Origin of the sequence: Pseudoalteromonas sp. SR44-5 (assembly GCF_014163675.1) — a bacterium.
In the GTDB taxonomy this organism is placed as follows: Bacteria; Pseudomonadota; Gammaproteobacteria; order Enterobacterales; family Alteromonadaceae; genus Pseudoalteromonas; species Pseudoalteromonas rhizosphaerae.
Map to the genome: position 1 here is coordinate 140,439 of NZ_JACJDT010000009.1, position 24,465 is coordinate 164,903.

Below are 24,465 nucleotides of genomic sequence, written 5' to 3' on the forward strand. Positions count from 1 at the left end.
CACCAGTCAATTAATGAAAATCGGCCAACCACGAAGATGTTTCCTTTAGGTTTGCTGATAATATTATGATTTTCATCCGTTCCTTAACAGGAACCGTCAATTCGGAATGATTATGGCACAGCGAAAGATCCTCATTACCAGTGCATTACCTTATGCCAACGGCCCAACACATTTAGGCCATTTATTGGAATATATTCAGACTGATATCTGGTCACGTTTTCAAAAACTACAAGGCCACGAAGCTTATTATGTTTGCGCCGACGATGCCCATGGCACGCCAATTATGCTCAATGCACAAAAGCAAGGGATCACGCCGGAAGAAATGGTAAAAAATGTCAGCATTGAACGTCAACGTGACTTTGCAGACTTCAATATTAAATTTGATAACTACCACAGCACCCACAGCCAAGAAAACAAAGAATTCAGCGAGCTTATTTATAATCGCTTAAACGATGCCGGTCATATCAAAAAGCATACTATTTCACAGTTATTTGACCCTGAAAAAGGCATTTTCTTACCCGATCGCTTTGTAACTGGTACGTGCCCAACTTGTAAGTCTGAAGACCAAAATGGCGACAGCTGTGACGCATGTGGCGCAACATATAGCCCAACAGAGCTTATCAACCCGCGCTCTGTGATGTCAGGTGCTGAGCCAGTACTTAAAGACTCTGAGCATTACTTTTTTGACCTGCCAGCATTTGAAGGCATGTTAAAAGAGTGGCTTCACTCCGGCACTATTCAGCAAGAAATGGCTAACAAACTAGACGAATGGTTTGCCGATGGCCTGCAACAGTGGGATATCAGCCGCGATGCGCCCTACTTTGGCTTTGAAATCCCTGGTGCGCCTGGTAAATATTTTTATGTCTGGCTTGATGCGCCAATTGGTTACATGGCCAGCTTTAAAAACTTATGCGACAAACAAGGCATCGACTTTGATGCATTTTGGCAAGAAGGCTCTGACGCTGAGCTTTACCACTTTATCGGTAAAGATATTATCTACTTTCACAGCTTATTTTGGCCAGCAATGCTTGAAGGCGCAAAATTCAGAAAGCCAACCAATGTATTCGCGCATGGTTTTGTAACGGTTAATGGCGCTAAAATGTCTAAATCGAAAGGCACGTTTATTAAAGCGCGTACATATTTAGACAACCTCGACCCTGAGTTTTTACGTTATTACTACGCTGCTAAACTTAACAGCGGCATCACCGATCTTGACTTAAACTTAGAAGACTTTGCACTACGTGTAAATTCAGACTTAGTTGGTAAAGTGGTTAACATTGCCAGCCGTTGCGCCGGTTTTATTACTAAAAAGTTTGACGGTAAATTAAGTGACACTGTCATGGAGCCGCAATTATTAGCTGAATTCCAAGCAGCTACCGATACCGTTGCTCAGCACTATGAAAACCGTGATTATAGCCGTGCTATTCGTGAAATAATGGCGCTTGCTGATAAAGCAAACCAATTTATTGATACCTCAGCACCATGGGTATTAATCAAAGACGAAACGAAACAAGAACAAGCTCACCAAGTGTGTTCGCTTGGGCTTAACTTATTCCGCGTGCTAATGACTTACTTAAAACCAGTATTACCGGGTATGGCGGCAAACGTAGAAGACTTCTTAAATGATGATCTATCTTGGCAAGGCGCGCAAACTGCGCTTGTTAGCCACCCGATCAATAAATTTAAACCGTTAATGCAACGTGTAGAAATGGATAAAGTAAATAAAATGGTCGAAGAATCAAAAGAAAGCTTACTCGCTGCAAAAGACAAAATCGATCCAAACAGCCCTTTGGCAAAAGAGCCTATTGCAGCTGAAATCGAATTTGACGATTTTGCCAAAGTAGATTTACGTGTAGCTAAAATAGCCAAAGCAGAGCACGTTGAAGGCGCTGATAAGCTACTTAAACTAACGCTCGACTTAGGCGGCGAAACACGCCAAGTATTTGCTGGTATTAAATCAGCTTATGCGCCAGAAGATATTGAAGGCAAACTAACGGTTATGGTTGCCAACCTGAAGCCACGTAAGATGCGCTTTGGCATGTCAGAAGGCATGGTACTAGCAGCAGGCCCTGGCGGTAAAGAAATCTATATTTTAAACCCAGACGACGGCTCAGAGCCAGGTATGCGTGTAATGTAATTCGACTTTAACTAGTTAACACTAAAAAGCCGTTGTTTTAAACAACGGCTTTTTTAATTGCCACAACAAATTGTTTTTCCAGCACATAAAATTGTAGGTGCTGAAGTTAGCGACCTGCGGCTACCCGGTTAACTTAAAGTTTGGATGACCATAGCCAAATCATATAATTGGTAAAAGAAAAAATTATAAGTGGTATACCGAAAAACATTAGACCAAAATAAGGCCCTGTTAGTGCTGATATTAAGTAGTAACCTACACCTTTAAAAGGCTCACCTGAAATTAACTCAAATATACTTCTTAAAAAGCTCGATAAATACAGAGCTAGAAAGCCCATGCCCAAACCTAAAAGCTGTACTTGGTACTTTTTGGTTTGTCTGTGAGTTATTGGAGCAAAGTAATAGCCAACTATAAACCCTGAAAGTGCGCAAAAGCTACCGACGAGATCTGTGCCCAGCCAAATGAATAGTGGCCAACTGGCGAAAGATAAGATGACTGCATATTTCAGCCTTTCAGAAACTCTCAATATGGGCACCATGTTTAGTTAAGTTAACACGCGCATAAATTGCGGAAAATGCTTGGCTATAATTAGCGAAGAATGAGCGCCAGCCAAGCGTTTGAAGTCATTTCTGATGCGTTTATTATACCTTCTTTATCGGTAATTCACTTATTTTATAGACTCGAAAAGGTCCCATACAAAAAGTGATTAAGCCATCATTTTTCTTCGGAGCTCGGTAATTCACAGTAATATAAGCCTCATTTATCGTATCAGTCTTAATTGTAAAGGTTGATACTTTATAATCAGCTAGCTCATGATTGCTTTCAAAAGCATGTGGTTCAGAAATAATTGTAGGAACATACAAGGTTACCCTATCAATTTCACCTAGAGAGATTACAGCTCTTACAGCCTCAGCAACACCATAATTAACAGGGTAATAAACCGTTATTTCTGATAAATCAGCGAAATTATCTTGAGTTATAAACGCCGCTACTTTCTTTATTTCGCTTTTTTTATCACAAGAAAAAGTTGATATTGAAGTAAATAAAAATAACAAAACTAAAAGTTTCACTGAGCTTCCTTGAAGGTATAACAATTTTATCTACGACATTTATCTTTTTACAAACAGAAAAATATCCATATATTATAATGCATTTATCTTAGCTATCAAACAGATACCTGTAAACAACTAGTTAACTTCACCTCATTTTTTACAAATGCAGAAATATACAAAAATGCTAGAGATCAGTAATATCTGACAAAATCATAAACACTATTTTTATATACAGTTTATTGTTAGGTGAGAGTCAACAACGCTAAATTTAATCGCTAAGCTATTTTAAGTTTTAGCGCTGTTATTTTTTGCACTACTATCTTTTATCAGTGCTATCCTTTACCAGACTATAACAGCGCTTACTATTACTGTAATTCTTTTAGAAGCCTGTTTTTACGTGGTAAATAATAGTCATCGTAATCCAGTGAAACTATCACCCGCTTTGCCCTTCCGAGCAATTCAGCTCTTGGTACTAAGCCTATTACTCGTGAATCAGCACTGTTATCACGGTTATCCCCCATTGCTAAATACATATCTGTAGGGATGATAAGTGGATCAAAATTTTGCATATAAGAGCGCTGCTTAGCGAGTTTTACGGTATGTTTTATGCCATGCAAATTCTCTATTTCCACTCGGTTTATGGCGGTTTCAGCTACAGTTTCGTAATTAAGCTTTTCACCATTAATAACAAGTTGATTATTAACTAAAGCAACAGTGTCGCCCGGTACACCTATTACTCTTTTTATTAGGCGATTTTGTGCAGCAACAGAATCAAATACAATAATATCACCGGCCTGTGGCTCGGCTAGTTTAACCAGCGAAATTTTAGTAAAAGGCACTCGTAGGTCATACGCCATTTTATCTGTCAATATACGGTCGCCCTCAACAATGGTTGGCTGCATTGAACCTGTGGGTACTTCGTACCAGTCAGCCACTGCACTTCTAAAAACACACATCAGCGAGATAAATACGATTAACGAGCGGTTATTTTTCCATATTTTATAAAGGTATTTCACAGTTTTGTTCCATAAGTTAGTATGTTATTTAATAGACAAAGCAGATATTTATCAGTTCAATCAACTTTGTAACAAGGCGTGTATTACTTTTATTAATTAAGGCTTATAAACTAATACCAGTCGTTTTTCGTAGTGATTTTTTAGTTCTTTTGATGGATACTATTTGGAAACAAATAATAATAACTACGTATATATGGAAATTACACAAGACAGACCAGCGCAAGCTAGCAAAGCTAAGTTTTGCTTAGACTTACTGCCAGGTAAATTAATCGACATTCAGTTCACCAACCCATTAAGTGTCAGATTTAAACTCTCTTTAGTTGGCTATGAAGCTGGTAAGTATTTAATTTTAAAGTACCCTGTCCAAGCAAAAAAAAGCCAATATGCTGATGTGTTAAAAGAAGGCAATGGCGCAATTGTACGCTATATAGTCGAAGGTGAACGTGGGGAGTGCGTCGCTTTTTCGACCACTATATTAGCTATTTCTTTTCGACCAGAAAAATTACTTTACCTTGCTTACCCTAAGAATATTGAGAGTCGGCAACTGCGTGAAGTCAGCCGTTTACAAACCCATATACCAGCAAAGATTAGCATTAATAAATCGCATACTTATGACAGTGAAAATCTATTGCAAGGTTTGATCATCGATATTTCACCGACTGGTTGTCGCTTTACTGTGCATGTTAATTCAGGGTTTTTAGCGCTTAAAAAACGCCCCGTGTTTGTGCATGTTCTATCGCCTATCGACAACAGTGCCGTGGTGATCAGTGCGCATGTGCGCAACAATCAAATGCAGGGAGATCGTTTAAGTGTGGGCATCGAGTTTGCCGCACATGAACAACAAAAAATGCAAAACTTATTGGCCGCTTACACGATAGACATTGCTTAATAATTGCATGCTTAACAAATGAGAGTAACTAAATGTACTCTCATTGATAGCTCGTTATTGGTTTTTCAACTGCTGCTTAGCTTTTTCAAGCTCACCTTCACCAATACCAAGTGAATCAGCGGCTTCTTTGATTAAATGAGGCTGAGTCATTACCAAGCCCATTAGTGCTTGTAACTTCTCTGGTGGAATACCGAGTTGCTGCACAAGTGCCATTGCCATCATTGGGTTTTGAGTAAATGTTTGAAAAAGTTCGTGTACTTTTTCATCGCTAACATTGTGCTCTTTTAATGTTGCTATAATTGGGTTCATGTTTTTGCCTTAAATCGCTTTATAGTTGCCCATAGTTATATGGGCAAATATTGGTTTTTAAACTACTGAACTAATAATACAACTTTTCCGGCATTTTCGTTTCGTTCAAGAATCGCGTGTGCCTCACCAGCGTCTTGCCAAGGCAACGTTTTATAAATATTAAAATCAAACTGTTGATTTGCTATATCGTCATAAAATTTTGCTACAAACTCATCGCGTAGTTGGCGTTTAAACGCTTGACTGCGATTGCGCAGTGTTGAGCCATGAAACGAAATACGCTTTTGTAACAAGAGTGCAAAATCTACTTCTGCGAAGCGACCATCTAAAAATGCCAGCATAATTATTTGGCAATCCATTGCAGCGATTGCTGCATTTTTACTTAAATAGCGCCCAGATACCGGATCAACAATCACGTTCGCCGTTAAACCATGGTTTTGCATGTAAGCAACAAAATCGTCGGTTTTGTAGTTGATTACATGATCGGCACCAAGCGCTTTGGCATGTTCGCACTTTTCATCGCTACCTGCGGTAATAACAACCGTTGCCCCAATACGTTTAGCCATTTGTATAGCTGCCCCACCCACGCCACTTGCGCCTGCATGGATCAGTGCTGTTTGCCCTGCTTGTAACTTACCAAGTTGAAATAACGCACCAAACGCGGTTAAATATACTTCGCTGATCGCTGCACCTTGCGCCATAGTTAAATCACTTGGTAAAGCCATTAATTGTGCGGCATCGACCGCCACATATTCGCTATATGCACCGCCTGCACACAAAGTAAATACCGCTTTATTAAGCCAGCTTTGATCAACCTCGGTGCCAAGCTCAATCACAGTGCCTGCGCATTCAAGCCCTAGAATGGGGCTGTCGCCCTGTGGCGCTGGATACTTACCTTGACGTTGCATACAATCAGCGCGGTTCACGCCGATAGCAGCAACTTTAATTAACACTTCATTAGTTTTTAATTGCGGTTTAGCGGTGTCGCTTAATGTTAAATGCTGATCTTGATGAGAAATAAATTGCATTGCAGCTCCTGAATTGATGAGTTAATCGATTTTACGCCACACTTCGGCTTCAACTAACTTACCATTTTCTGTTAAAGAATGATGCCACAAATCTCCTTCAATTTTGTAATCAAAAGCCATGGTTTTGCCAAGCAACGATTCAATGTTACCGTAAACAAAAGTCTCTACAAATTGTTGGTTTTTTAAGGTGTACTGCCCGCCACCTGCATAATGAAACTGGCCATTTTTTTGGGTGATGTAATTAAAATGAGTGGCGGTTATTAGTTTAACTGAGGTCAACTCTGGTGCTTTGGCAGTCACATAACCTTGTTCAACTGCATATTTCCCTTCCACAAACTCCCAACTACCTAATAGCGGGTTAGCTAAAACCAGCGGTGAGGTGATGAGTAAACTTGCTAATAATAGAGATTTCATGATTTTCCTTGGATTTTGTTTTATGAAACTTTACCTTTTTACACGCCCAAAATTAATCAGACTTATGGGTAATAACCCCCGGCTAAAATCGCCAACTTTGTTTGTATGGATACACATCAGCCAATTGCCCAGCATTGATATCAGCTTGGCACTGCAGCCAAAAATCAGGACTAAATAAGTCTTGATGTTGCTGGCAAAAATGACTAAATGCTTGCTGATCAGCACTAAAAAACACTTTAAACTGACTCGGGAATACATCATTTTCGGCAACATCAAAATAGCTTTCGCTGCTTAGTTCATCAAAACTATTTTCACTGCTCGGTAAGTCTCTAAAGTTACAATCCGTTAATGGGCAAATTTCATCATAATCATAAAATACCACGCGCCCCCAACGGGTCACACCAAAGTTTTTCATCAACATATCACCGGGGAAAATATTAGCCCCGGCTAACTCTTTAATCGCCTTGCCGTAATCAAGCATTACATTATTCAGTTGTTTATCGTCACATTGATTGATGTATAAATTAAGTGGTGTCATTTTGCGCTCAACGTATACATGCTTAAGCACTAAGGCTTTATTTGCAATAGCCATGCTTGAGCCGATACTCGCTCGCATATGGGTAAGCAATTCATCGCTAAAACGATTTAAATCAAATGCTAAATAGCGAAATTCATGGGTGTCGACTAAACGGCCGACTCTATCCGCTTGTTTTACAAAGTCGTATTTTGCCATCACCTGTGCTTTGGTTGATGTTTTAGGCGCGCTAAATTTATCTTTTATTACCTTATAAACATAATCTGAGCCAGCAGTGGTAAATACTAGCATTACCATGCCTGGCGTGCCGGGGGCAATAATGTACTTATCATCTATGGGACTATTGTTGGTGGTGTCGACCTTATAGCGATAAAACTCTGTTTTGGCATGTTTAATAAAGCCAATGGCATTGAATAATTCAAATCGTTGCTTATGTGGCATTAGCACTGATAAGTAATCTACATAGCGCGCGGGTTGGTCGGTATCAACCATAAAGTAGGTGCGAGCAAAGCCGAATAATAAACTCAGTTGATCTGCGCCCATCATCACCGCATCAAGCTTTAAACCGCTTTGGGTATGTAAAATAGCGACAGCAAAGGGCATGTTATCGCCATTTTTAGCAATACAACGACCTATTAAGTAGCAGGCTTTATTTCTAAAAAACAGTGAATTAGCGTATTCAATATAGCCATCGTTTAAATTCATCAGCTCATACACTTGACGACATTGCTGCTGCGCACCTAACGCCAAAGTACGCTGCAAAATATCAACATCATGAGCTAAATCTGTAAATCCAACCCGAAAAGCTTGTCGATAAATAAGTTGCTCCACCGCCTGGCTAAAGCCATTTTGCAATGAAATACGACTTACTAAATTATCAAATGGCCGAGATTTAGCGCGGTATTTGGCTTTTAAAACAAATAAATGCACGGTGCGAATTTTTTTATCATCCCAAATCGAGCCAAAAGTTGAATTAAAAAATGTATGCGCAATCGGTTGGTTTTCATGATCTTGCACCATTTGGCCATAAATATGCTTTGCCTGCTGCCACAGTCGCGGATCGTTGAGCTCTTTAAATGCAATGACTCGCACCGCTTCACTAACATTTTTAACTTGCCTTTCATATACTTGTAAACGCTCACGCATTGCCGATTGTACATTTTGCCATTGCCGTTGCTCAAAACGACTTTGTGCACCTAAGGTAATATTTAAAAACTCAGCAAACATCGCTTCAAAGCCTGCGAATACGGCACGCGCTAATTTGGTCGCAATGACTTGCTCAATTGCGTTGTTAGTTTGAGTCGATAACGTATTTGCTGTTTTTAGCTCTAGCATATTTCTATCACTTATGATGACTATGTCTATTTAGTGGTTTACACACCTTAGCAAGCACGCTTTAATTTAGATAATTAATACAGCGAATGAATAAGATTGATCAAATGAATATAAGAAATGTCGATCTCAACTTGCTTGTGTACTTAAATGTACTGATAGATGAGCGAAATGTCTCGAAAGCGGCAAATAAATTAGCATTAACCCAACCTGCAATGAGTAATGCACTAAAACGTTTACGTGATTTATTTGACGATCCGCTCCTAGTTCGTGCCGCAGGCTCTATGACTCCTACTGCAAAAGCGCTGAGTTTAAAACCTGAAATAGAAGCGCTGTTAAAAATGGCTGAGGCAATAACCCAACCCAGTGATATGTTTGATCCAACCACTGGCGAACTCACCTTTAGAATTATGGCGAATGATTATTTAGAATCAACGCTAGTCGCGCCTTTTATTACCCAGCAACTCAATAAACATCCAGGACTTAATTTTGATGTGCTTAGCCCCAGCGATGTTAGCCTGCAAGATATGGAAAAGGGCAGCATTGACTTAGCCATCAATCGCTTCAACGGCCTACCACGGTCTTTTCATCAGGCCAGTGTCTGGCGCGATAACTATTGCTGTTTAATGCATCCAGCTAACCCATACTTAAAACAGCCTGATCTAGAGCAATACTTAGCGTCAGAGCATATTTGGGTAAATCGTGCAGGCTGGGGGGCTGAAGCTGCCGTCACGAATAAATCAGGTAGCCAAAAGCTGGGATGGGTAGACGAAGCTCTTTGGCAGCTTGAACAAACCCGTCATATTCGGGTGTTTACTCGTCATTACATGGTGGCAAGTTTGCTATGCCAATCGCCACAACTGATCGCCACACTACCAAGACGACAAGCAATGCTGCTAACTAAACATACCGAGTTAGTGATTAGTCCTGTGCCGTTTCAAATTGTCCCAATTGAAGTAAAAATGCTATGGAGCCCATTACTGCATCATGCCAGCCCACACCAATGGTTACGCCGCGAACTGCAAGCGTTCGCTAATACGATTGCTGATCGCTAGAAAGCTCTAATTAAAATGGAGCTCTCTCGTTATTATTGATTAAATCAATATCAGTTATTGAAAACAACAATTTCATAAATAGTGTGCTTAGGGCTACAGTGAAGTCATACCAAATGAGTTAACCACTAACACTGAGAGACAACATTATGATGCAAACTACAGCAAGCTTCACCCAACAAGACGGATTATTTATCGACGGCCATTTACATGCGTTCATCGAACAACAACTTTGTAAGCAAACCACCCTTGAGTGTAATGATGTTTACCAAGCATTGGCGACTCTGGTTGATGAATTTGGCTGTCAATGTCGTAAAAACAAACATTTTGACAATGACAGTTTAGATGTACAAACGTTATTGCATGCGTATCAAGTTGAGCATAATCACCCGCATTGTCATGTTGATGCACAAACAACAACTGCGGTATTAGATGAATATTGCTGTCAGGTGCCAGCTATTATTGTTGTTGCTTTAATGGATACATTAAGCGGTACACCAAGCGATGAACACAATGCAAAAGCAATTTATCAACGTGCTGCAACACTGACTAATCGCCCTTGCATGTATCGTGCAAAGCTCTACAACGCCAATGCAGCGTAGCTCATGAAACTTTTAAACGCTCGATTATCCTTTGTGTAAAATCACTGCAACTGAGGATGGTCGAGTTTTGCTGCTCTGCTTGTAAATCAAAGGTCACTTCACCGGCTATGAATGTCTGTTGCAAAGCCAGCTCTATACTGTTGGCCGCTTCGTGCCAATTCATAAACCGTAGCATCATCACCGCACTTAAAATACTACTGGTAGGATTTGCACTATTTTGTCCAGCAATACGCTCAAACGTGCCATGAGTTGGTTCAAAAAAAGCCACTTCATTATTTAAATTTGCTGCGGGCATAATACCAATACCACCCACTTGTGCAGTCAACATATCTGCTAGATAATCGCCATTTTGGTTGGTTGTTACCACTACATCAAATTGCTCAGGATTCATTAACGCTTGCTGGAGCATGTTATCTGCAATCACTTCTTTAATAACTAACGGTGCCAAGCCCTCACGTGGTATTTCTAGCCAACGGCCATTACTGTGTGGTATTGCTGAGAACTCAGTTTGCGCCACGGCAAACCCCCAACGCTTAAACGCACCATCAGTAAATTTAAGTACATTGCCTTTATGCACAACCGTTACCGAGTCACTATTTTGTTCAAGCGCATACGCTATTGCATAGCGCACTAGCCGCTCTGACCCTTCTTTAGAAATATTTTTAATGCCAATACCACATTGTTGATCAAAGCGCAGACGGGTTACGCCCATTTCTTGGCATAAAAAATCCAGCATTTTTTCGGCTTCGACACTGCCAGCTTGCCATTCAATTCCAGAGTACACATCTTCAGAGCTATCGCGGATCACAACAATATTGGTATTTTCAGGTTTTTTTAACGGTGACGGTAATGCGCAATAGCCTTTAATCGGCCGCATATTTACAAATAAATCCATTTCATGACGAAGAGCAACATTGAGTGAACGAAAACCTCCGCCAATCGGCGTGGTTAAAGGCCCTTTAATCGCTATTTTAAATTGCCGAACCGCATGAATCGTCTCTTGCGGAAACCAATCCCCATCATATAGCTGCGCAGCTTTTTCACCGTTAAAGACTTCCATCCAGTGAATTTTTCGCACTCCTTGATAACATAACTGCACAGCATGGTTCACAATGTCACGCATACACGGAGAGATATCCTGCCCTACTCCATCACCATCAATGTAAGCAATGATCGGCTGCGCCGGAATATGCCACATGCCTTTATTATCAATGCTAATTTGTTCACCCTGAGGTGGAATTTCAATGTGTTGATAACCCATAACTTGCCATATTTTTATTATAAAATATCATATAAACATTAAACCATGGTTGGCAGTGAGTGTCGTGGTTTTAGCATCTATACTTATCATTCAACAATAAAATAATGAACGGATTTTATGCTTTACTCGGTCTTCTGTGAGCAATTAAAAACCATTAAGTACCAGATATGAAACTGTTTAATCGAATTTTATTCGTTACTTGTTTAGCGAGTACATCTGTTTTCGCAGCCCAGCTTGATCCTCAAGGATTAACCGAGCTGTCAAAAAGCAAGCAGCAAATAATACTGCAATGGCTGAATTTTAGTCTTGAGCAAACTCAGGCAACTTTAGGCCCACTGCCATACTCTAATTTACCCATTTATTTACACCCTCGGTATATTGCATTTGAACCCGTGCCTTGGGGAAGTGTGCGCCGTGGTGATCCAGGTGGCATAGAGTTACATTTTGATCGCTTTGCCAGTTTTACACAATTACGCGATGACTGGACCCTCTACCATGAAATGGCACACCTTTACTTACCGTTACTACCCTATTCGGGCTTCTGGTTAAGTGAAGGATTTGCAACCTATATGCAAAATATAATAATGCGTGATAGTAAAGTGATCACTAGAGAGCAATTTATACAACGACTATCTGCAGGGCTTGAACGCGGACGTCAGCAAACGCGAACAAAGCAACAGCCATTAAGTGAACTTGCCGACGATATGTGGCAACAAGGTGCACAACAAAGAGTTTATTGGAGTGGTAGCGCATTTTTTATTGAAGCAGAGCTGGCTTTACAGCAACAAGGACAAAGCTTGACACAATTAATAAAACGCTATCGCGAGTGTTGTTATAGCTCAAAAACAACAGCAAAAAAACTGATCACAACATTTGATCAGCTTTCACGCAGCGCCATTTTTTCAACCTTATATGCCCGTTATACACAGCGTACTGATTTTCCGGACATTACCCGTGAGCAGCTTATTTTACTGAGGTGAGTGACATAAAATATCATCAATTTCATCAAACACTTGATAAACTAAATGGCTATCTAACATCACGCTATCGGCTTTAAGGGCTTTGTCTAACTTGATTGCATGTTGGTACAATGTTTCGCACTCAAACATTCCAGCAGTTCCTTTTAGCATATGAACACTTTGTGCAAACCCTGTCATATCGCCATCTGTATATTGCTTGGTTATTGTTTCTCGCTGCTTTTTAAGCCCTTCTATGTACACCTGTTTAAGCACCTCAAATTCATGCTCTGGCAATTTTACATCTTCAAGCATTTCGATATCTAAATAACTAGCAATTTTATGACTAAATTCACTGCGGTCAATTGGTTTGCCTATATGATCAATAAACCCTTGTTTTAGATAGCGATCAACTTCATGCTTCATAGTATTTGCTGTAAGGGCAACAATGGGTGTCGTTAATCCTGTTGCCTGCATAATATGAATCGCTTGTTCACCATCCATTACTGGCATTTGAATATCTAATAAAATCAAATCAAATTGATGATCTAGGGTCGCTTGCACTGCATCTTTGCCATTTTCTACCGCAGTAACCGTTAACCCCATTCGCTCTAAAATACGTTTGATCAGTTCACGGTTTTCAGGATGATCTTCCGCTACCAGCACTTCACCCACGAGATTTCGCTGATCTTGACTTGGCAGCTCTTTTTCTTTGCTTATAGAGATCTCATCAAAACTATTGATCCAACGCACTCGTTCAGGCATATATAGCGCGATATTGAGGCTAAACTCACTGCCACTGCCAACATGGGAATGAGCGGTGATATTACCATCTAACTTTTCGGCTAAACTTTTTGAAATATTTAAACCGAGTCCTGTACCGCCATATTTACGTGAGATCGATGAGTCAGCCTGATAAAACGGCGTGAACAAGTCTTGTTGCTCAGCCTCTGTCATCCCAATGCCGGTGTCTTTAACTTTAATGATAAGCTGCTCTTTAGTGCAACTCACCACTAATTGAATATGCCCTACCGTGGTAAATTTTAATGCATTAGCTGTTAAGTTTAACAATATTTGTCGTAATCGGGTTGGATCAGAAATAATCCAATCAGGCAGTGGGAATTGGTAATCAACTTTAAATTTAAGACCTTTATCACGAATTTGTTTGCCTAATAGCGATTCTATATGCGCAATGGTTGCAAATAAGTCAGTCTCGACTAAATCAATTTCAAGGCGATTGGCCTCTATTTTTGACATATCAAGTATGTCGTTTATGAGTCCTAAAACATGGCGGCTGTTTTGTAAAATAACCCGAATACCATGATTTCGTTCGTGAGGCTTAATATCGCCTAAAATAATACCATCTGCGTAGCCTATAATAGAGGTCATTGGCGTACGTATTTCATGACTCATATTTGCTAAAAAACGGCTCTTAGCTTCACTGGCATCAGTGAGTTCTGACGCCAATTGTTGTAACTCCTGCGTACGCAATTGCACTTTTTGCTCGAGGTTTTTAGTAAGCTCAACATTCTCATCATGTAAAATACTAAATTTATTTGCCACTGCAAACGCGAGTAACATCGCATCTAAGGCGGTGCCAATCAAACCTAATAGGTACAAATCGATTGCAATCGGCGTCAGTACACCTAAATTAGTTAAATTTCCCACCATATTAGGAATTGCCATCGCTAGGTAAGCAAAGACAAAGTATCGCGCGGGTTTAAAACCACTCATCCAACTGCGAACCCCTATGTACATGCCTAAGCATAAGGTGCACCCCGTTACTATTGTTGCCCAAATAAACCCAAAACCTGGCCACATAGCAGCGAAAGGCAAACCTGCGGTTGCCACCACAGCTAATATAATTGATGCTTTGGCTAATTGTGGAAAACTGTCTTTTAGCTTAAGCAAATTATTGAAAAATAATATGTTAGTTAATGGTATTAAAACAAACCCTAGCCAATGAAAATGGGCATTATAAAAACCAAATAGTTGATCTGGAATATGGAAAAACTGGCTCCAGGCAAATACCCAGCATGCTGTAAATAAGGCGTAATAAAGGTGGGTTACATCCCGTGCGCCAAAATATATTAATAAGTTATACAAACCCAGCGCAATGCCTACTCCAAAGCACAACATCATCACCATATTTTCGATGGTGACCTGGGTAAAGAAGTCTGCATAGGGTTTTAATACCAGTTTAGGAGGAGTGTAAAAGTAGTCACTTTCATACTTGGTGATCAAAAAGTAACGCTTGCCTGGTGTAAGGGCTATTTTATTGCCGTAATGAAAAGCAAATTCGTTTTTTTCAATCCCCCCTGTTACGTAACGCGCGGCCTCAGATGTGGGATCGGCCATATCATATACACGTGTTTCAATACGCGATACTAAGGTGTTGTAAGGGAACAACACTAATTCAGCTAGCTGAGTCTGATTTTCAAGTTCGACAACTAACCAATAACTTCCGCCATAATATGTGGTACTTGTTTGTGGTTTTTTATTGTCAAGCCACGTCGCAATCTGAGTACTGTTATCAGGAAACCCTTCATAACTTGCCGCTAATAAGGTACCAACTTGAAACAAATTTATATCTTGTTGTTGCTCTGTATAAACAAACACATCCGCTGACTGTGTTGCACGCACTTCGCAGACATATATTGTTAGCAAGCCTAAAAAGACTACATAGCAAAAACCTTGTATTGCTTTTAACAGCATACAATACGCCTCAGTTTAATGACAAAAAGATTAGAACTGATAACTGATATCCAAACCATAGCGGCGACCTTCCCCTTTAAAATCTTCCAACATGCCAAGGAAAGAGCTCAAATCAAACTTCAAATTACTGTACTCACTGGCAAATAAATTTTTGCCCCACAGTACAAAACCTAGGTTATCTAATTGATAACGAATATTACCATTGACTAAACTGTAACCATCTTGCATAGCATACGGATTTTGGTTTTGATCAAAATAATAGTCTGATTGATAATCCACTAGTAATTGTGTTGTTAAGGGATTACCAGCAAGCTCTAAACGATATTCTACGCCAGCACTCACATTCCACTTTGATGTAAATGGCAGCCGATTATGAGTCAAACTGTTACCCAAAGGATCAACAAATTCTTCAAATTCCGCATGGGGAATGTAACCCATCGCAAAACGCATTGAAAGTGCTTTAGTCGCTTGATAATCGAGTTCAGCTTCAAGGCCATAGATCACTGAATCACCAACGTTTTCTAATAGTTGTACGGGTGGCTTTTGTGGTGAGTCTGATGGTTGGTTCATAAACACTTGCTGATCATTATAATCATAATAAAAAGCAGCCCAATTAAACCGCACACCTTGCTCAGGCCACCATGATTTAGTACCAATTTCATGCGCATTGAGACGCTCTTTGCCATAGTCAGCTAATTCGGCTTGCTCAGGGGAAGATAAAAACCCGCCATTATAACCCCCACTTTTAATCCCATTTGCAAAACGGTAATAGCCATGGGTTGTATCGTTAATAAGGTAGTTCACAGCAAACTGACCAGAAAAACCATTATCGGATTGCTCGCCTTGCACATGATAAAATGGCACTAAAACCCCTGCTAAATCACTCGGATCAACTACCATATTTAATTGTGCCACTGAGTCATAATCAAGTGACTCATAGGAATAACGTAGTCCAACACTTAGCAACCAATCTGAATTAAGTTGATAGTCTAACTGGCTGAAAGCGGCAATATTTTGCGTGTCAATTTGGTTATCATAGAAGAAGGTTGCGGTTAAGTCGGTGGCTAATATACCGCGATAATCTCTTAAAATATCGTTAATATTATCTTGTTTGATTGATTCATCTGCGTAATATAAACCACTAGTTAAAGTATGTTTGTTCCATTGCGTTTGCAAGCGTAACTCTTGGCTAAATAAGTGAGTATCTAAACCTAGATTTCCTTCGCATAATCGCGCTGATGAGCCATCACAATTAAATGCATGATCGCGCTCTAATTGGTTATAACTACTAATCGAAATAATTTCGTTAAACTCATTTAATTGCCAATTAATATGTGCACTAAACCCTTTACCATCCGTTTTATGCGGAGAATCGTTATTAACTTTAACCGTGTAAAAGTCATCACTGGCATCATTGAAGCCAAAGTTATCATAGCAATTTGTCGAACCAGCTTCGCTAGGACTACATAACTGACCTGTTAATGGATCCGCCACTACACCGATATTACCGACAGGCTGCACAATACCCTGCCAATCTTCGAGCTGCGCTTGTAACAATACCTGTACAGTATCAAAATCACTTAATAGTGATAACCGTGCATTGGTTTGTTGCATTCCAGCGGTAGGTGATTGTGCAAAAGTATTGCTGGTTGAATAGTCATAGTCTTGATGATTTAAAGCAACACGAAACGCGCTGTTATCACTTAATTGATTGTTATACATAGCATCAATACTAAACGCGTTATTATTTGCTATACCCGCTGTTAAATACCCCGACTCGTTAAATTCAGGGCGTTTAGTGCGAATTAAAATTGCTCCGCCAGTTGAATTGCGGCCAAATAAAGTCCCCTGCGGACCACGCAAAATATCCACTTGCTCAATATCAAAGAAGTTAACGATCTGATTACTTGCAGATCCTACGGCAATGTCGTCTACATAAATAGCCACAGGCGAGGTGTTCGCCGTATTGTAGTCAACTAAACCAACCCCCCGGATATTTACCGCCGGTGGCGTACCTTCAGCCGCATTTTGGCTGATTTTTAAATTAGGCGCGAATACCGATAACTCTGTTGAATCTTTATAATGTTGATTTTTAAGGCTATCACCTTTGACCTGACTAATGGCAATACTAACATCTTCAATTGCCTGCGCGCGTTTTTGGGCGAACACCTCAATGACTTCGAGGCTTTGGCTAGAGCCACTCGAATCGTCATTTTTTGCCTGTGCAGCCACAGCAAAAACGAGGCTCGACGAGCACAGCAGCAATATATGATTTGAAAAAGGATAACGTTGGCTTTTCATTAGATGGTGAACCTTAATACCGACAATGTAAAGATATTGTAATTATTTACGATTATAGACTAATTTATTGATTAAAGTCGCCAAGTTATCCATTAATTAGCTAGTTTTACTGCGCTTCAAAGGCATTTTCACCACTGATCTGCTGCGGATACCCACACAGTGCTCGTGCTGTTTGCATTCCAGCCATAACCGCAGCTTCAACACAACCTGCATTAACACCTGTTTTGATCCAATCGCCGGTAATAAATAAATTACTAAATTGCGTGCCATCAGTTGCTAAACGATATTGACTGGAACCTGAAACCGACAGCACATAACGCTCACTTGGATCAACATTCACTCGCCAGTACTGTTGATCTAAGCGCGCTGATTCTGGCACGTCATGCTGTGTATATAAAATAGACCAATCAAAGTCATTATCGTTATAAGCTAACGGCCATAATGGCTGCATATTAGTTGTTAATAGTTGTGTTAAGTTAGTTTTTACTTGTGCTTTTGCCCGTGCAGGGAAACCATGATCACTCTGTGGTGGGTACTCTTGACAAGGAAATGCACTACAAAAATAGGCAATATTCTGCGGACTATTGCTTGCAGGCCACTGCTCTTTATCAATTAAGTTTTGCATTGCAGCCCAAGTATCAAACGGTTCGCTAAAACCACTCAAAATAGGCCCTTCTTCACTTGGCGGCATATACTGCCAACCTAACTGTTGATCTGTTTTATTTAACCAAATCTGACTGGCTTGTGTTGCTACCGAAAGAACATTTTTAGCCTGAGCAGCAAAGTTGTCGTCTATTGCTAATAATTGTGGGCAAACATGCTCTAATGAAGCAACTGAGACCCCAAGGATCAGCCGGTCAAAATCATCTTTAAACTGCAGTGTTTTAGTTGGTAGTTGTGCGCCAAAATGTGCTTGGTAACAGCTGGGCCAATCACTCCAAAATGATTCTAAATTAATATTATTCTGCTTTAGTAACAGGGCCTGCTCGTGGTTTATCTGCTGATAAAGAGGCTCACTTGGCCAGCAAGCTAAGTTTTTCACATCAATTAATGGCTGATACTCTGATGAGTTATTTAAACTCACTTGCTGTTGTAATAACACAGAAGCAACACAGTTTTGGCCACTTTCATCAATCCCAGGTGTAAGTTGCTGTAGTTGATGGAAGAATTCAAAGTTGACGCCTCTTTGTTTTAATAGTTCATACAATGGCGCAAAAATAACATCGCCCATTCCCGCCTGCATTTTCCACATTACCCCACCGCGATAACACAATGCGATTCTAAGCATGGCAAGTGCAGCAACTCCAGCTTCTACATTTGGTTTTTTAAAATCACCTTGTGGGTAGGCAAACACTAAATCATAAAAACCACGCACGGGCGAAGAATCGACACTGTATTGTTTATTCGCACCATTTTTTAATAACCATTGACGAAAATCATACTTGTTAATGACCCCAAAACCATCGCGATAAACTTTATCTTTAATCAATCCAACCAGCATCGCTATCGCTAAATCGGCACAAATATAAATACGCCTCAACTCTGCATTGTCATCCAGTAACTCGGTTAACTCTTGGTTAATCCAGCGTTTTAGTTTTCTGACAATATACCAAATCACTAAACTATCTTTCTTCTCAGAAATTTGTGGCTGCAGTGTGTTGTTACTTTGCACAAAGCTATTTAATTTATCGACAAGTAAGCTAGGTGTTGAAGTGATTTCTTGATTGAGATTTTGTATATCGTTGGTAAACGTTTGCCATGCCTCACTGCCATCAGAAACCAAGGTCTGAATTTGTTGATGAAAATGACGTAGTAGGTATCTATCTCGTGGTTTTTTTGTCGTTAATTGTGTGCTCTTAGCTTGGACTCTGGCGGCCAGTTCAAATTGTGGTATCCATTTTTTTAGCCATGCAAGGGTCATTTTTACAAAGTCCCACACGGTAATATCTAAACTCCCATTCGCTGGATTGCCAGGTAAAACAGGAAACTCTATAGGCCACGTTTGCCACTGTTCATCAATGTGCTCCTCAAGGGCAATAAAACTATGCGGTTTAAGTGCTTGTTGCCAGGTACTCAGTGCACTCGTTGGCGGACGCTGTAGCTTGTCGTATACAGTTTCAATGGTTTTAAAACTATTAACATAGGCACCAAACCAGACATGTAAACCATGCTCTTCTATGCGCTGCCCCATAACAGCATTACGGCCACTGGCTCCTTTTCCTCCTAAACGCCAACCTTGTTGGTACACTGTAATATGTCTTTTTTGCTGCCAATTAGGTTGTTCAGTCAGGTATAAAGCAGCCGTCATTGCGGCAACACCACCCCCTATAATAACTATTTTTTCTTGCTCCATAATGGATCCTTACTTAGGGAGTATTTGTGTAGCTTGAAGTTGGTCAAAATCCATCTTGATATAAAACGGCAAATACACAGCTTGCGCTCCTAGCTGTAAACCAAACATTTGCGCTAAAGGAAAACTATCTAGTTGCTGTAAATGTAGCTGATAAGCACCACTGAGTAGCTTAAATTGATGGATTTTCTTTATTTCTGAAGGAGAGTGCATAACCGCTTGAAAAACAGCCTTATCGCCTTGCCCGTCAGGTAATTGCTTAAATAGTATTTGATCCATCTGTGGATTCACAAAACCCTGTAACAGCTGCTTTAATAGCGAAAAATCAATACCAATATGATCCCCATCAAACAAATTGGCGACATGCTCGCCAAAGTCCTCTAATACAGATAATAAGCCATCGCTTTGCGTCTTGACGTTTTTGGTGACTGAAAATAAATGCTGTGATTGTAATTTTGACGTTGGCGAAAAATGCTTAAAACAATCCAATGAAACTGAAAAGTCGGTTATATCACTTACCGAACTGGGCATCTGGTAATCACATAAATATTTATTGTAACCCCATGTTTCTCTGCCGTTTATTAATGCATAAACATTATTTACGCAAATAAACGCCGGATACCAATAAAGATGAGTAATATCTTCATCATTGCCTTGCTTTTCTACCTTTGCAACTGGTAACCAAATAATAATATCAGTCTCTTGCATCCAACCGTGCTCACTAAAAGGCGGCGTTAATGAGGCAATTTTTTCTATGTCGGTAAAAGTTAATAATGCATATTCGCCTATGCCTTTAAAATATAACTCATCCGTTGCAACAATATTAAGCGTTGTATCGATATACTGTTGAACTTTATCCTGATCTATTTTTGCAAAAAAACCATACATATTTGCATTAGTCATTCGACATGGTGGCTTTGCAACAGGGTTTGATAAAAAGTGACTATAAGGAGGTAGTTGTACGGTCATGATTTATAATTATTTTATTGGATAAAAATAAGTATAGCCAAGATTTTTTACAAGGTAGTAATTTCAGTTAATTATTTTCAGTGAGCAAGTATTGGCTATATTGTTGATAACCAAAGCTATCGAAGCCTTTTGACAAGGGATTCATAAACCCATGACCGTAGTCTGCACGCTGGCATTGCACTTTGATTTGCTGCTCTAAACAAGCGAGCACAGGATGAATATCAAAGTGCACTTCTTGCTTCGCAAAAATAAACTCGCAGGCCACGCTGGCAGACAAATCTAAATAATGACGAACTTGATTTGGATAAAATGCCACTAATCTTTTTATCTGTGAATTTTTCACAGTTGCTTGGCTTCGCCACGCAGCGGCTCCACCAGCACTAAAACCGATTACCGTAGTTGGTTTAGTTACTCTACTAAGAATGGTATTAAGCTTGTTGAAATAGTTATCGTGACCACACTCAGTGATAAATAAATCATACTGTAATTGCTCATCAATCACTGGCTGCAATTGCCCATCGTACGGATCGACAATTATGCTTTTAGCGTTAAATTGCCGTGCAAAGTGACTCAAATGAGCGGTTTTACCAAAAATATCACTAACGATAATGTATTCCATAGCCAAATCTTATTATTTACAGTTAAATTACCGCACAACAGTTAAAATACCGCTAAACGCCTTTTTCAGATTAGCTAATTAAAATACAGCAGTTAAAATACAATGGCTAGAATAAAGTTAAAATAATGCTTGCGTAAATAAAATTACTGGGGTAAATTGTCCTCTTGGTCCTAAAAAAGCCTCGCGGTTAACCTCTTTACCCTGATCCAGTAATCCCCGCAAAACGTATATTATAGAGCTAAGTTATTGTACGGCGAGAACCCCAATTCAGACTACGGCATATTTTTAAATAGTCGCATAAATGTCATAAAGATCGTCAACACTGTAATGAAGCTAAACACAACACGGTCTATCTAATTGTGCTTTGAAAGCTAATAAAGAAATTAGCGCACATTAAAGATAACAAGAAAAAAGTGAGTTTTATTATGTCTTATAGTTACAACGGATCTATGATCCAAATCGCACATCCAGTGCAATCAATTTCAGTAAATAAACAACGTGTTATTTTTTCTGATACACAAGGTTTAAAAAATACCTTATTTACAAAAGCAAGTGACGCACGTCAATTTGTTAAATGGTTAAAAGCCAATTAATCGATACTGATTTGCTTCCTCGCAATTTAAATGACGCCAGCTAATGCTGGCGTTTTGCTTTTTTTAAGCTAACTATTTAACAGCTGCTACACTTAGTATATTAATAATTTATCTGTGGTTGAATTAATGCATTATGCCTTTCGTTATGCTTTTTTATCATTGTTAATTAGCACTCCTTTGCATGCTAAAACAATTGATTGGATAGTCACTGACTTTGCCCCTTATTATATTTTTAACGATCAATACGCAGGAACAGGCCGCGATGAAGGTGTTATCGCCTTATTAGAACAACAGCTTCCTAGCTATACATTCAACCGTACTATTTTTCCATCAAGTCGCACAATACAGGAGCTGTCTAACCCAAATCATACTTACTGCATGCTCTCGCTATACCAAAGCCCGCACCGCAAACAACACATCAGCTTTAGTGAACAGACTTCGACGGTTGGCTTATCGCCTTCTATTGCTATTCACCAAGAGCTTGTGCAACATCTCAAGCTTGAAACAAGTACACCTGCATCATTGAAAACCCTACTCAATCAATACCAACTTGCACTGGGGATTTCTATGAGCCGATCATACGGTAATGCTATTGATGCAGTAATTAATAATAGTGCCGACGCATCGATAATTATTCGACCTGGTCGCGATACCCTTGCCAGTTTGACTTACATGTTAAAGAAAAAGCGCATTGATATTTTATTGGGCTACCCAAGCGAGCATTACTATTTAGCAAAATCGATGGGGTTTGAAGATCAGTTAATGCAATTGCCTCTGACTGAAGCTCCCGATCTGAGTTATGGCTATATTGGCTGTACTAACACCGAGCAAGGTATCGCGCAAGTTGAAGTGCTTAATGCAGCACTGAAAGAAATAAAACAACAACCAGCCTACCACGAAGTGTTATTACGTTGGTTACCAGATAATTTAAAACCGTTACTAGAGCAACGTTACAAGCAAACAAAAACGCCCCAACTGAGTGAGGCGTTTATCAATATTAGCATATTTATTTAACCTGAATTCAGGTTAGGTTTTACTTACGCACACCTTCAATATACAAACCAATATCAACATGTGTAGATGCAGGACCTAGGTTGTAATCAATACCAAAATCAGCAAGCTTTAAACTGGTTTCACCTTCAAAGCCAACTCGGTAACCACCCCATGGATCTTTACCTTCACCAATTTTATCGATTTCAAAGGTAATCGTTTTTGTTACACCATGAAGGGTAAACTCACCTGTTACATCAGCTTCATCACCCTCTTCATCAAACTTAATTGACGTACTTTTGAAGGTCGCTGTTGGAAACTTATCAACATTTAAAAACTCTTTACCACGTAAATGCTTATCACGTTCAGCATGGTTCGAATCGATACTTTTAGTATCAATATTAACCATGATCTGTGATGCGTCTGGGTTAGCTGCATCGTAGCTAAAGCCGCCGTCAAAAGTATTAAAACGACCGTGTAACCAGCTATAACCTAAATGCTTAATTTTAAAGTTTACAAATGCATGGGCACCTTGAGTGTCAATAACATAATCTGCAGCGTGTGCAGTATTAGCACCAAACAATGTTGCTGCTACTGCAGCTGAAAGTAATATTTTTTTCATTTATTAATCATCCTTTTGTGGTTTTATCATTCTAACTAAGGTTTTATCTTTATCGATAAAGTGATGTTTTAACGCCCCAAGAGCATGTAAAACCACTAATCCTATGAGGCTACACGCCACATAGTAGTGAACTTTACCTGCAATATCTGCTTGATTAGCTACTGAAAAATCAATTGCGGGAATACTAAATAAGGTAAACACCTCAATTGCACGACCATCCGCAGTAGAAATCAAATACCCTGAAATCACAATGACGCTAAGCAGTAGATATAAAAATATATGTACTGTATGCGCTACATTATTTAACGCTTTACTGCTGCCCGCTACTGGCTCAGGCTGCGTGCCCAATGCACGCCAAGCAAATCTAAAAATTAATAAAGCAACTAAGGTGATCCCTACGCTTTTATGTAAATCCAAAGAACCTTTATACCAACTATCGTAATAAGTAAGTTCAACCATGTACAAGCCAAGGCCAAATAAGCCAATCACCATTACCGCCATTAACCAATGTAATAAAATGGCAACCACACCGTACGAAGATTTTGTATTTTTAAGCATGTGTTATTAATTCCATTATCGAATGACATCAGAATAGCGCGTACCTAGATAGAAGAAAATAGCGATAAAACCAAAATCATCGGCTTTACGTGGATACGTTGCAGTATCGCCGTGAGTCATAGCAAGACCACCACCTACTAGCACGTTAAAACCAACTAATTTACCGTTATC

The 24,465-nt window shown here is 39.6% G+C and carries 22 protein-coding genes; 7 read left to right on the forward strand and 15 right to left on the reverse strand.

The window, feature by feature from the left end; genetic code table 11:
• The first annotated feature begins 112 nt into the window (after positions 1-112).
• Positions 113-2,137, forward strand: coding sequence for a methionine--tRNA ligase (gene metG, locus H5154_RS07440; protein WP_149981018.1), 2,025 nt, complete (start codon positions 113-115; stop codon positions 2,135-2,137).
• A 133-nt stretch (positions 2,138-2,270) separates the two neighbouring features.
• Here the strand turns inward: metG and H5154_RS07445 are convergent, their stop codons facing one another.
• From H5154_RS07445 to lepB, 3 genes are all read right to left on the reverse strand, one after another.
• Complete coding sequence (locus tag H5154_RS07445; protein WP_182717907.1) at positions 2,271-2,660, reverse strand: hypothetical protein; 390 nt, start codon at positions 2,658-2,660, stop codon at positions 2,271-2,273.
• A gap of 115 nt (positions 2,661-2,775) precedes the next feature.
• Positions 2,776-3,204 (reverse strand): hypothetical protein, encoded by a 429-nt coding sequence (locus H5154_RS07450; protein WP_182717908.1) that lies wholly within the window; start codon positions 3,202-3,204, stop codon positions 2,776-2,778.
• Between the two features lie 347 nt (positions 3,205-3,551).
• A complete protein-coding gene (gene lepB / locus H5154_RS07455) occupies positions 3,552-4,202 on the reverse strand; it encodes a signal peptidase I (RefSeq protein ID WP_182717909.1) in 651 nt (216 codons plus the stop codon).
• Positions 4,203-4,365: 163 nt separating this feature from the next.
• On the opposite strand from lepB, the gene H5154_RS07460 reads away from it, so the two are divergent.
• Positions 4,366-5,091: a flagellar brake protein gene (locus tag H5154_RS07460; RefSeq protein WP_257325865.1), complete on the forward strand. Its 726-nt coding sequence runs from the start codon at positions 4,366-4,368 to the stop codon at positions 5,089-5,091.
• A 54-nt stretch (positions 5,092-5,145) separates the two neighbouring features.
• Here the strand turns inward: H5154_RS07460 and H5154_RS07465 are convergent, their stop codons facing one another.
• From H5154_RS07465 to aceK, 4 genes are all read right to left on the reverse strand, one after another.
• Positions 5,146-5,400, reverse strand: a complete 255-nt coding sequence (locus H5154_RS07465; protein ID WP_182717910.1) for a DUF2999 family protein — start codon at positions 5,398-5,400, stop codon at positions 5,146-5,148.
• 62 nt (positions 5,401-5,462) lie between these two features.
• Entirely contained in the window at positions 5,463-6,425 is a 963-nt protein-coding gene (locus H5154_RS07470; protein ID WP_182717911.1) for a zinc-binding dehydrogenase, read from the reverse strand.
• A gap of 21 nt (positions 6,426-6,446) precedes the next feature.
• Positions 6,447-6,839, reverse strand: coding sequence for a hypothetical protein (locus H5154_RS07475; RefSeq protein WP_182717912.1), 393 nt, complete (start codon positions 6,837-6,839; stop codon positions 6,447-6,449).
• Between the two features lie 82 nt (positions 6,840-6,921).
• Positions 6,922-8,709: a bifunctional isocitrate dehydrogenase kinase/phosphatase gene (aceK, locus tag H5154_RS07480; protein ID WP_182717913.1), complete on the reverse strand. Its 1,788-nt coding sequence runs from the start codon at positions 8,707-8,709 to the stop codon at positions 6,922-6,924.
• Between the two features lie 104 nt (positions 8,710-8,813).
• Between aceK and H5154_RS07485 the strand changes: the two genes are divergently transcribed.
• Together H5154_RS07485 and H5154_RS07490 are read left to right on the forward strand one after the other, a co-directional pair.
• A complete protein-coding gene (locus tag H5154_RS07485) occupies positions 8,814-9,761 on the forward strand; it encodes a LysR family transcriptional regulator (RefSeq protein ID WP_145233680.1) in 948 nt (315 codons plus the stop codon).
• Between the two features lie 149 nt (positions 9,762-9,910).
• Positions 9,911-10,360 carry a hypothetical protein gene (locus H5154_RS07490; RefSeq protein ID WP_149981184.1) on the forward strand — a complete coding sequence of 150 codons (450 nt, stop codon included), beginning with the start codon at positions 9,911-9,913 and terminating at the stop codon, positions 10,358-10,360.
• A gap of 1 nt (position 10,361) precedes the next feature.
• Here the strand turns inward: H5154_RS07490 and icd are convergent, their stop codons facing one another.
• Positions 10,362-11,621, reverse strand: coding sequence for an NADP-dependent isocitrate dehydrogenase (icd, locus tag H5154_RS07495; protein WP_182717914.1), 1,260 nt, complete (start codon positions 11,619-11,621; stop codon positions 10,362-10,364).
• Positions 11,622-11,788: 167 nt separating this feature from the next.
• On the opposite strand from icd, the gene H5154_RS07500 reads away from it, so the two are divergent.
• Entirely contained in the window at positions 11,789-12,601 is an 813-nt protein-coding gene (locus H5154_RS07500; RefSeq protein ID WP_182717915.1) for a hypothetical protein, read from the forward strand.
• Here H5154_RS07500 and H5154_RS07505 read toward each other — a convergent pair.
• The 5 genes from H5154_RS07505 to H5154_RS07525 form a co-directional block, all read right to left on the reverse strand.
• The gene (locus H5154_RS07505; RefSeq protein WP_149981010.1) at positions 12,590-15,292 is read right to left on the reverse strand and encodes a 7TM diverse intracellular signaling domain-containing protein; all 2,703 of its coding nucleotides are present in this window, start codon (positions 15,290-15,292) and stop codon (positions 12,590-12,592) included. The two genes, H5154_RS07500 and H5154_RS07505, sit on opposite strands and share 12 nt — an antisense overlap.
• Positions 15,293-15,322: 30 nt before the next feature.
• The gene (locus tag H5154_RS07510; protein WP_182717916.1) at positions 15,323-17,593 is read right to left on the reverse strand and encodes a TonB-dependent receptor; all 2,271 of its coding nucleotides are present in this window, start codon (positions 17,591-17,593) and stop codon (positions 15,323-15,325) included.
• Between the two features lie 106 nt (positions 17,594-17,699).
• Positions 17,700-19,946, reverse strand: a complete 2,247-nt coding sequence (locus tag H5154_RS07515) for an NAD(P)-binding protein (RefSeq protein ID WP_182717917.1) — start codon at positions 19,944-19,946, stop codon at positions 17,700-17,702.
• A 9-nt stretch (positions 19,947-19,955) separates the two neighbouring features.
• Positions 19,956-20,912 (reverse strand): acetoacetate decarboxylase family protein, encoded by a 957-nt coding sequence (locus tag H5154_RS07520; RefSeq protein WP_182717918.1) that lies wholly within the window; start codon positions 20,910-20,912, stop codon positions 19,956-19,958.
• A 67-nt stretch (positions 20,913-20,979) separates the two neighbouring features.
• Positions 20,980-21,531: a dienelactone hydrolase family protein gene (locus H5154_RS07525; RefSeq protein ID WP_149981006.1), complete on the reverse strand. Its 552-nt coding sequence runs from the start codon at positions 21,529-21,531 to the stop codon at positions 20,980-20,982.
• A gap of 449 nt (positions 21,532-21,980) precedes the next feature.
• Between H5154_RS07525 and H5154_RS07530 the strand changes: the two genes are divergently transcribed.
• Both H5154_RS07530 and H5154_RS07535 read left to right on the forward strand, forming a co-directional pair.
• Positions 21,981-22,124 carry a hypothetical protein gene (locus H5154_RS07530; RefSeq protein ID WP_182717921.1) on the forward strand — a complete coding sequence of 48 codons (144 nt, stop codon included), beginning with the start codon at positions 21,981-21,983 and terminating at the stop codon, positions 22,122-22,124.
• Between the two features lie 126 nt (positions 22,125-22,250).
• Complete coding sequence (locus H5154_RS07535) at positions 22,251-23,138, forward strand: TIGR02285 family protein (RefSeq protein ID WP_182717919.1); 888 nt, start codon at positions 22,251-22,253, stop codon at positions 23,136-23,138.
• A gap of 19 nt (positions 23,139-23,157) precedes the next feature.
• On the opposite strand, the gene H5154_RS07540 is transcribed toward H5154_RS07535, so the two are convergent.
• Both H5154_RS07540 and H5154_RS07545 read right to left on the reverse strand, forming a co-directional pair.
• Entirely contained in the window at positions 23,158-23,736 is a 579-nt protein-coding gene (locus H5154_RS07540) for a YceI family protein (protein ID WP_145233661.1), read from the reverse strand.
• Between the two features lie 3 nt (positions 23,737-23,739).
• On the reverse strand, positions 23,740-24,294 hold the full coding sequence (locus H5154_RS07545) for a cytochrome b (RefSeq protein ID WP_149981004.1): 555 nt from the start codon (positions 24,292-24,294) through the stop codon (positions 23,740-23,742).
• Positions 24,295-24,465 lie beyond the last annotated feature (171 nt).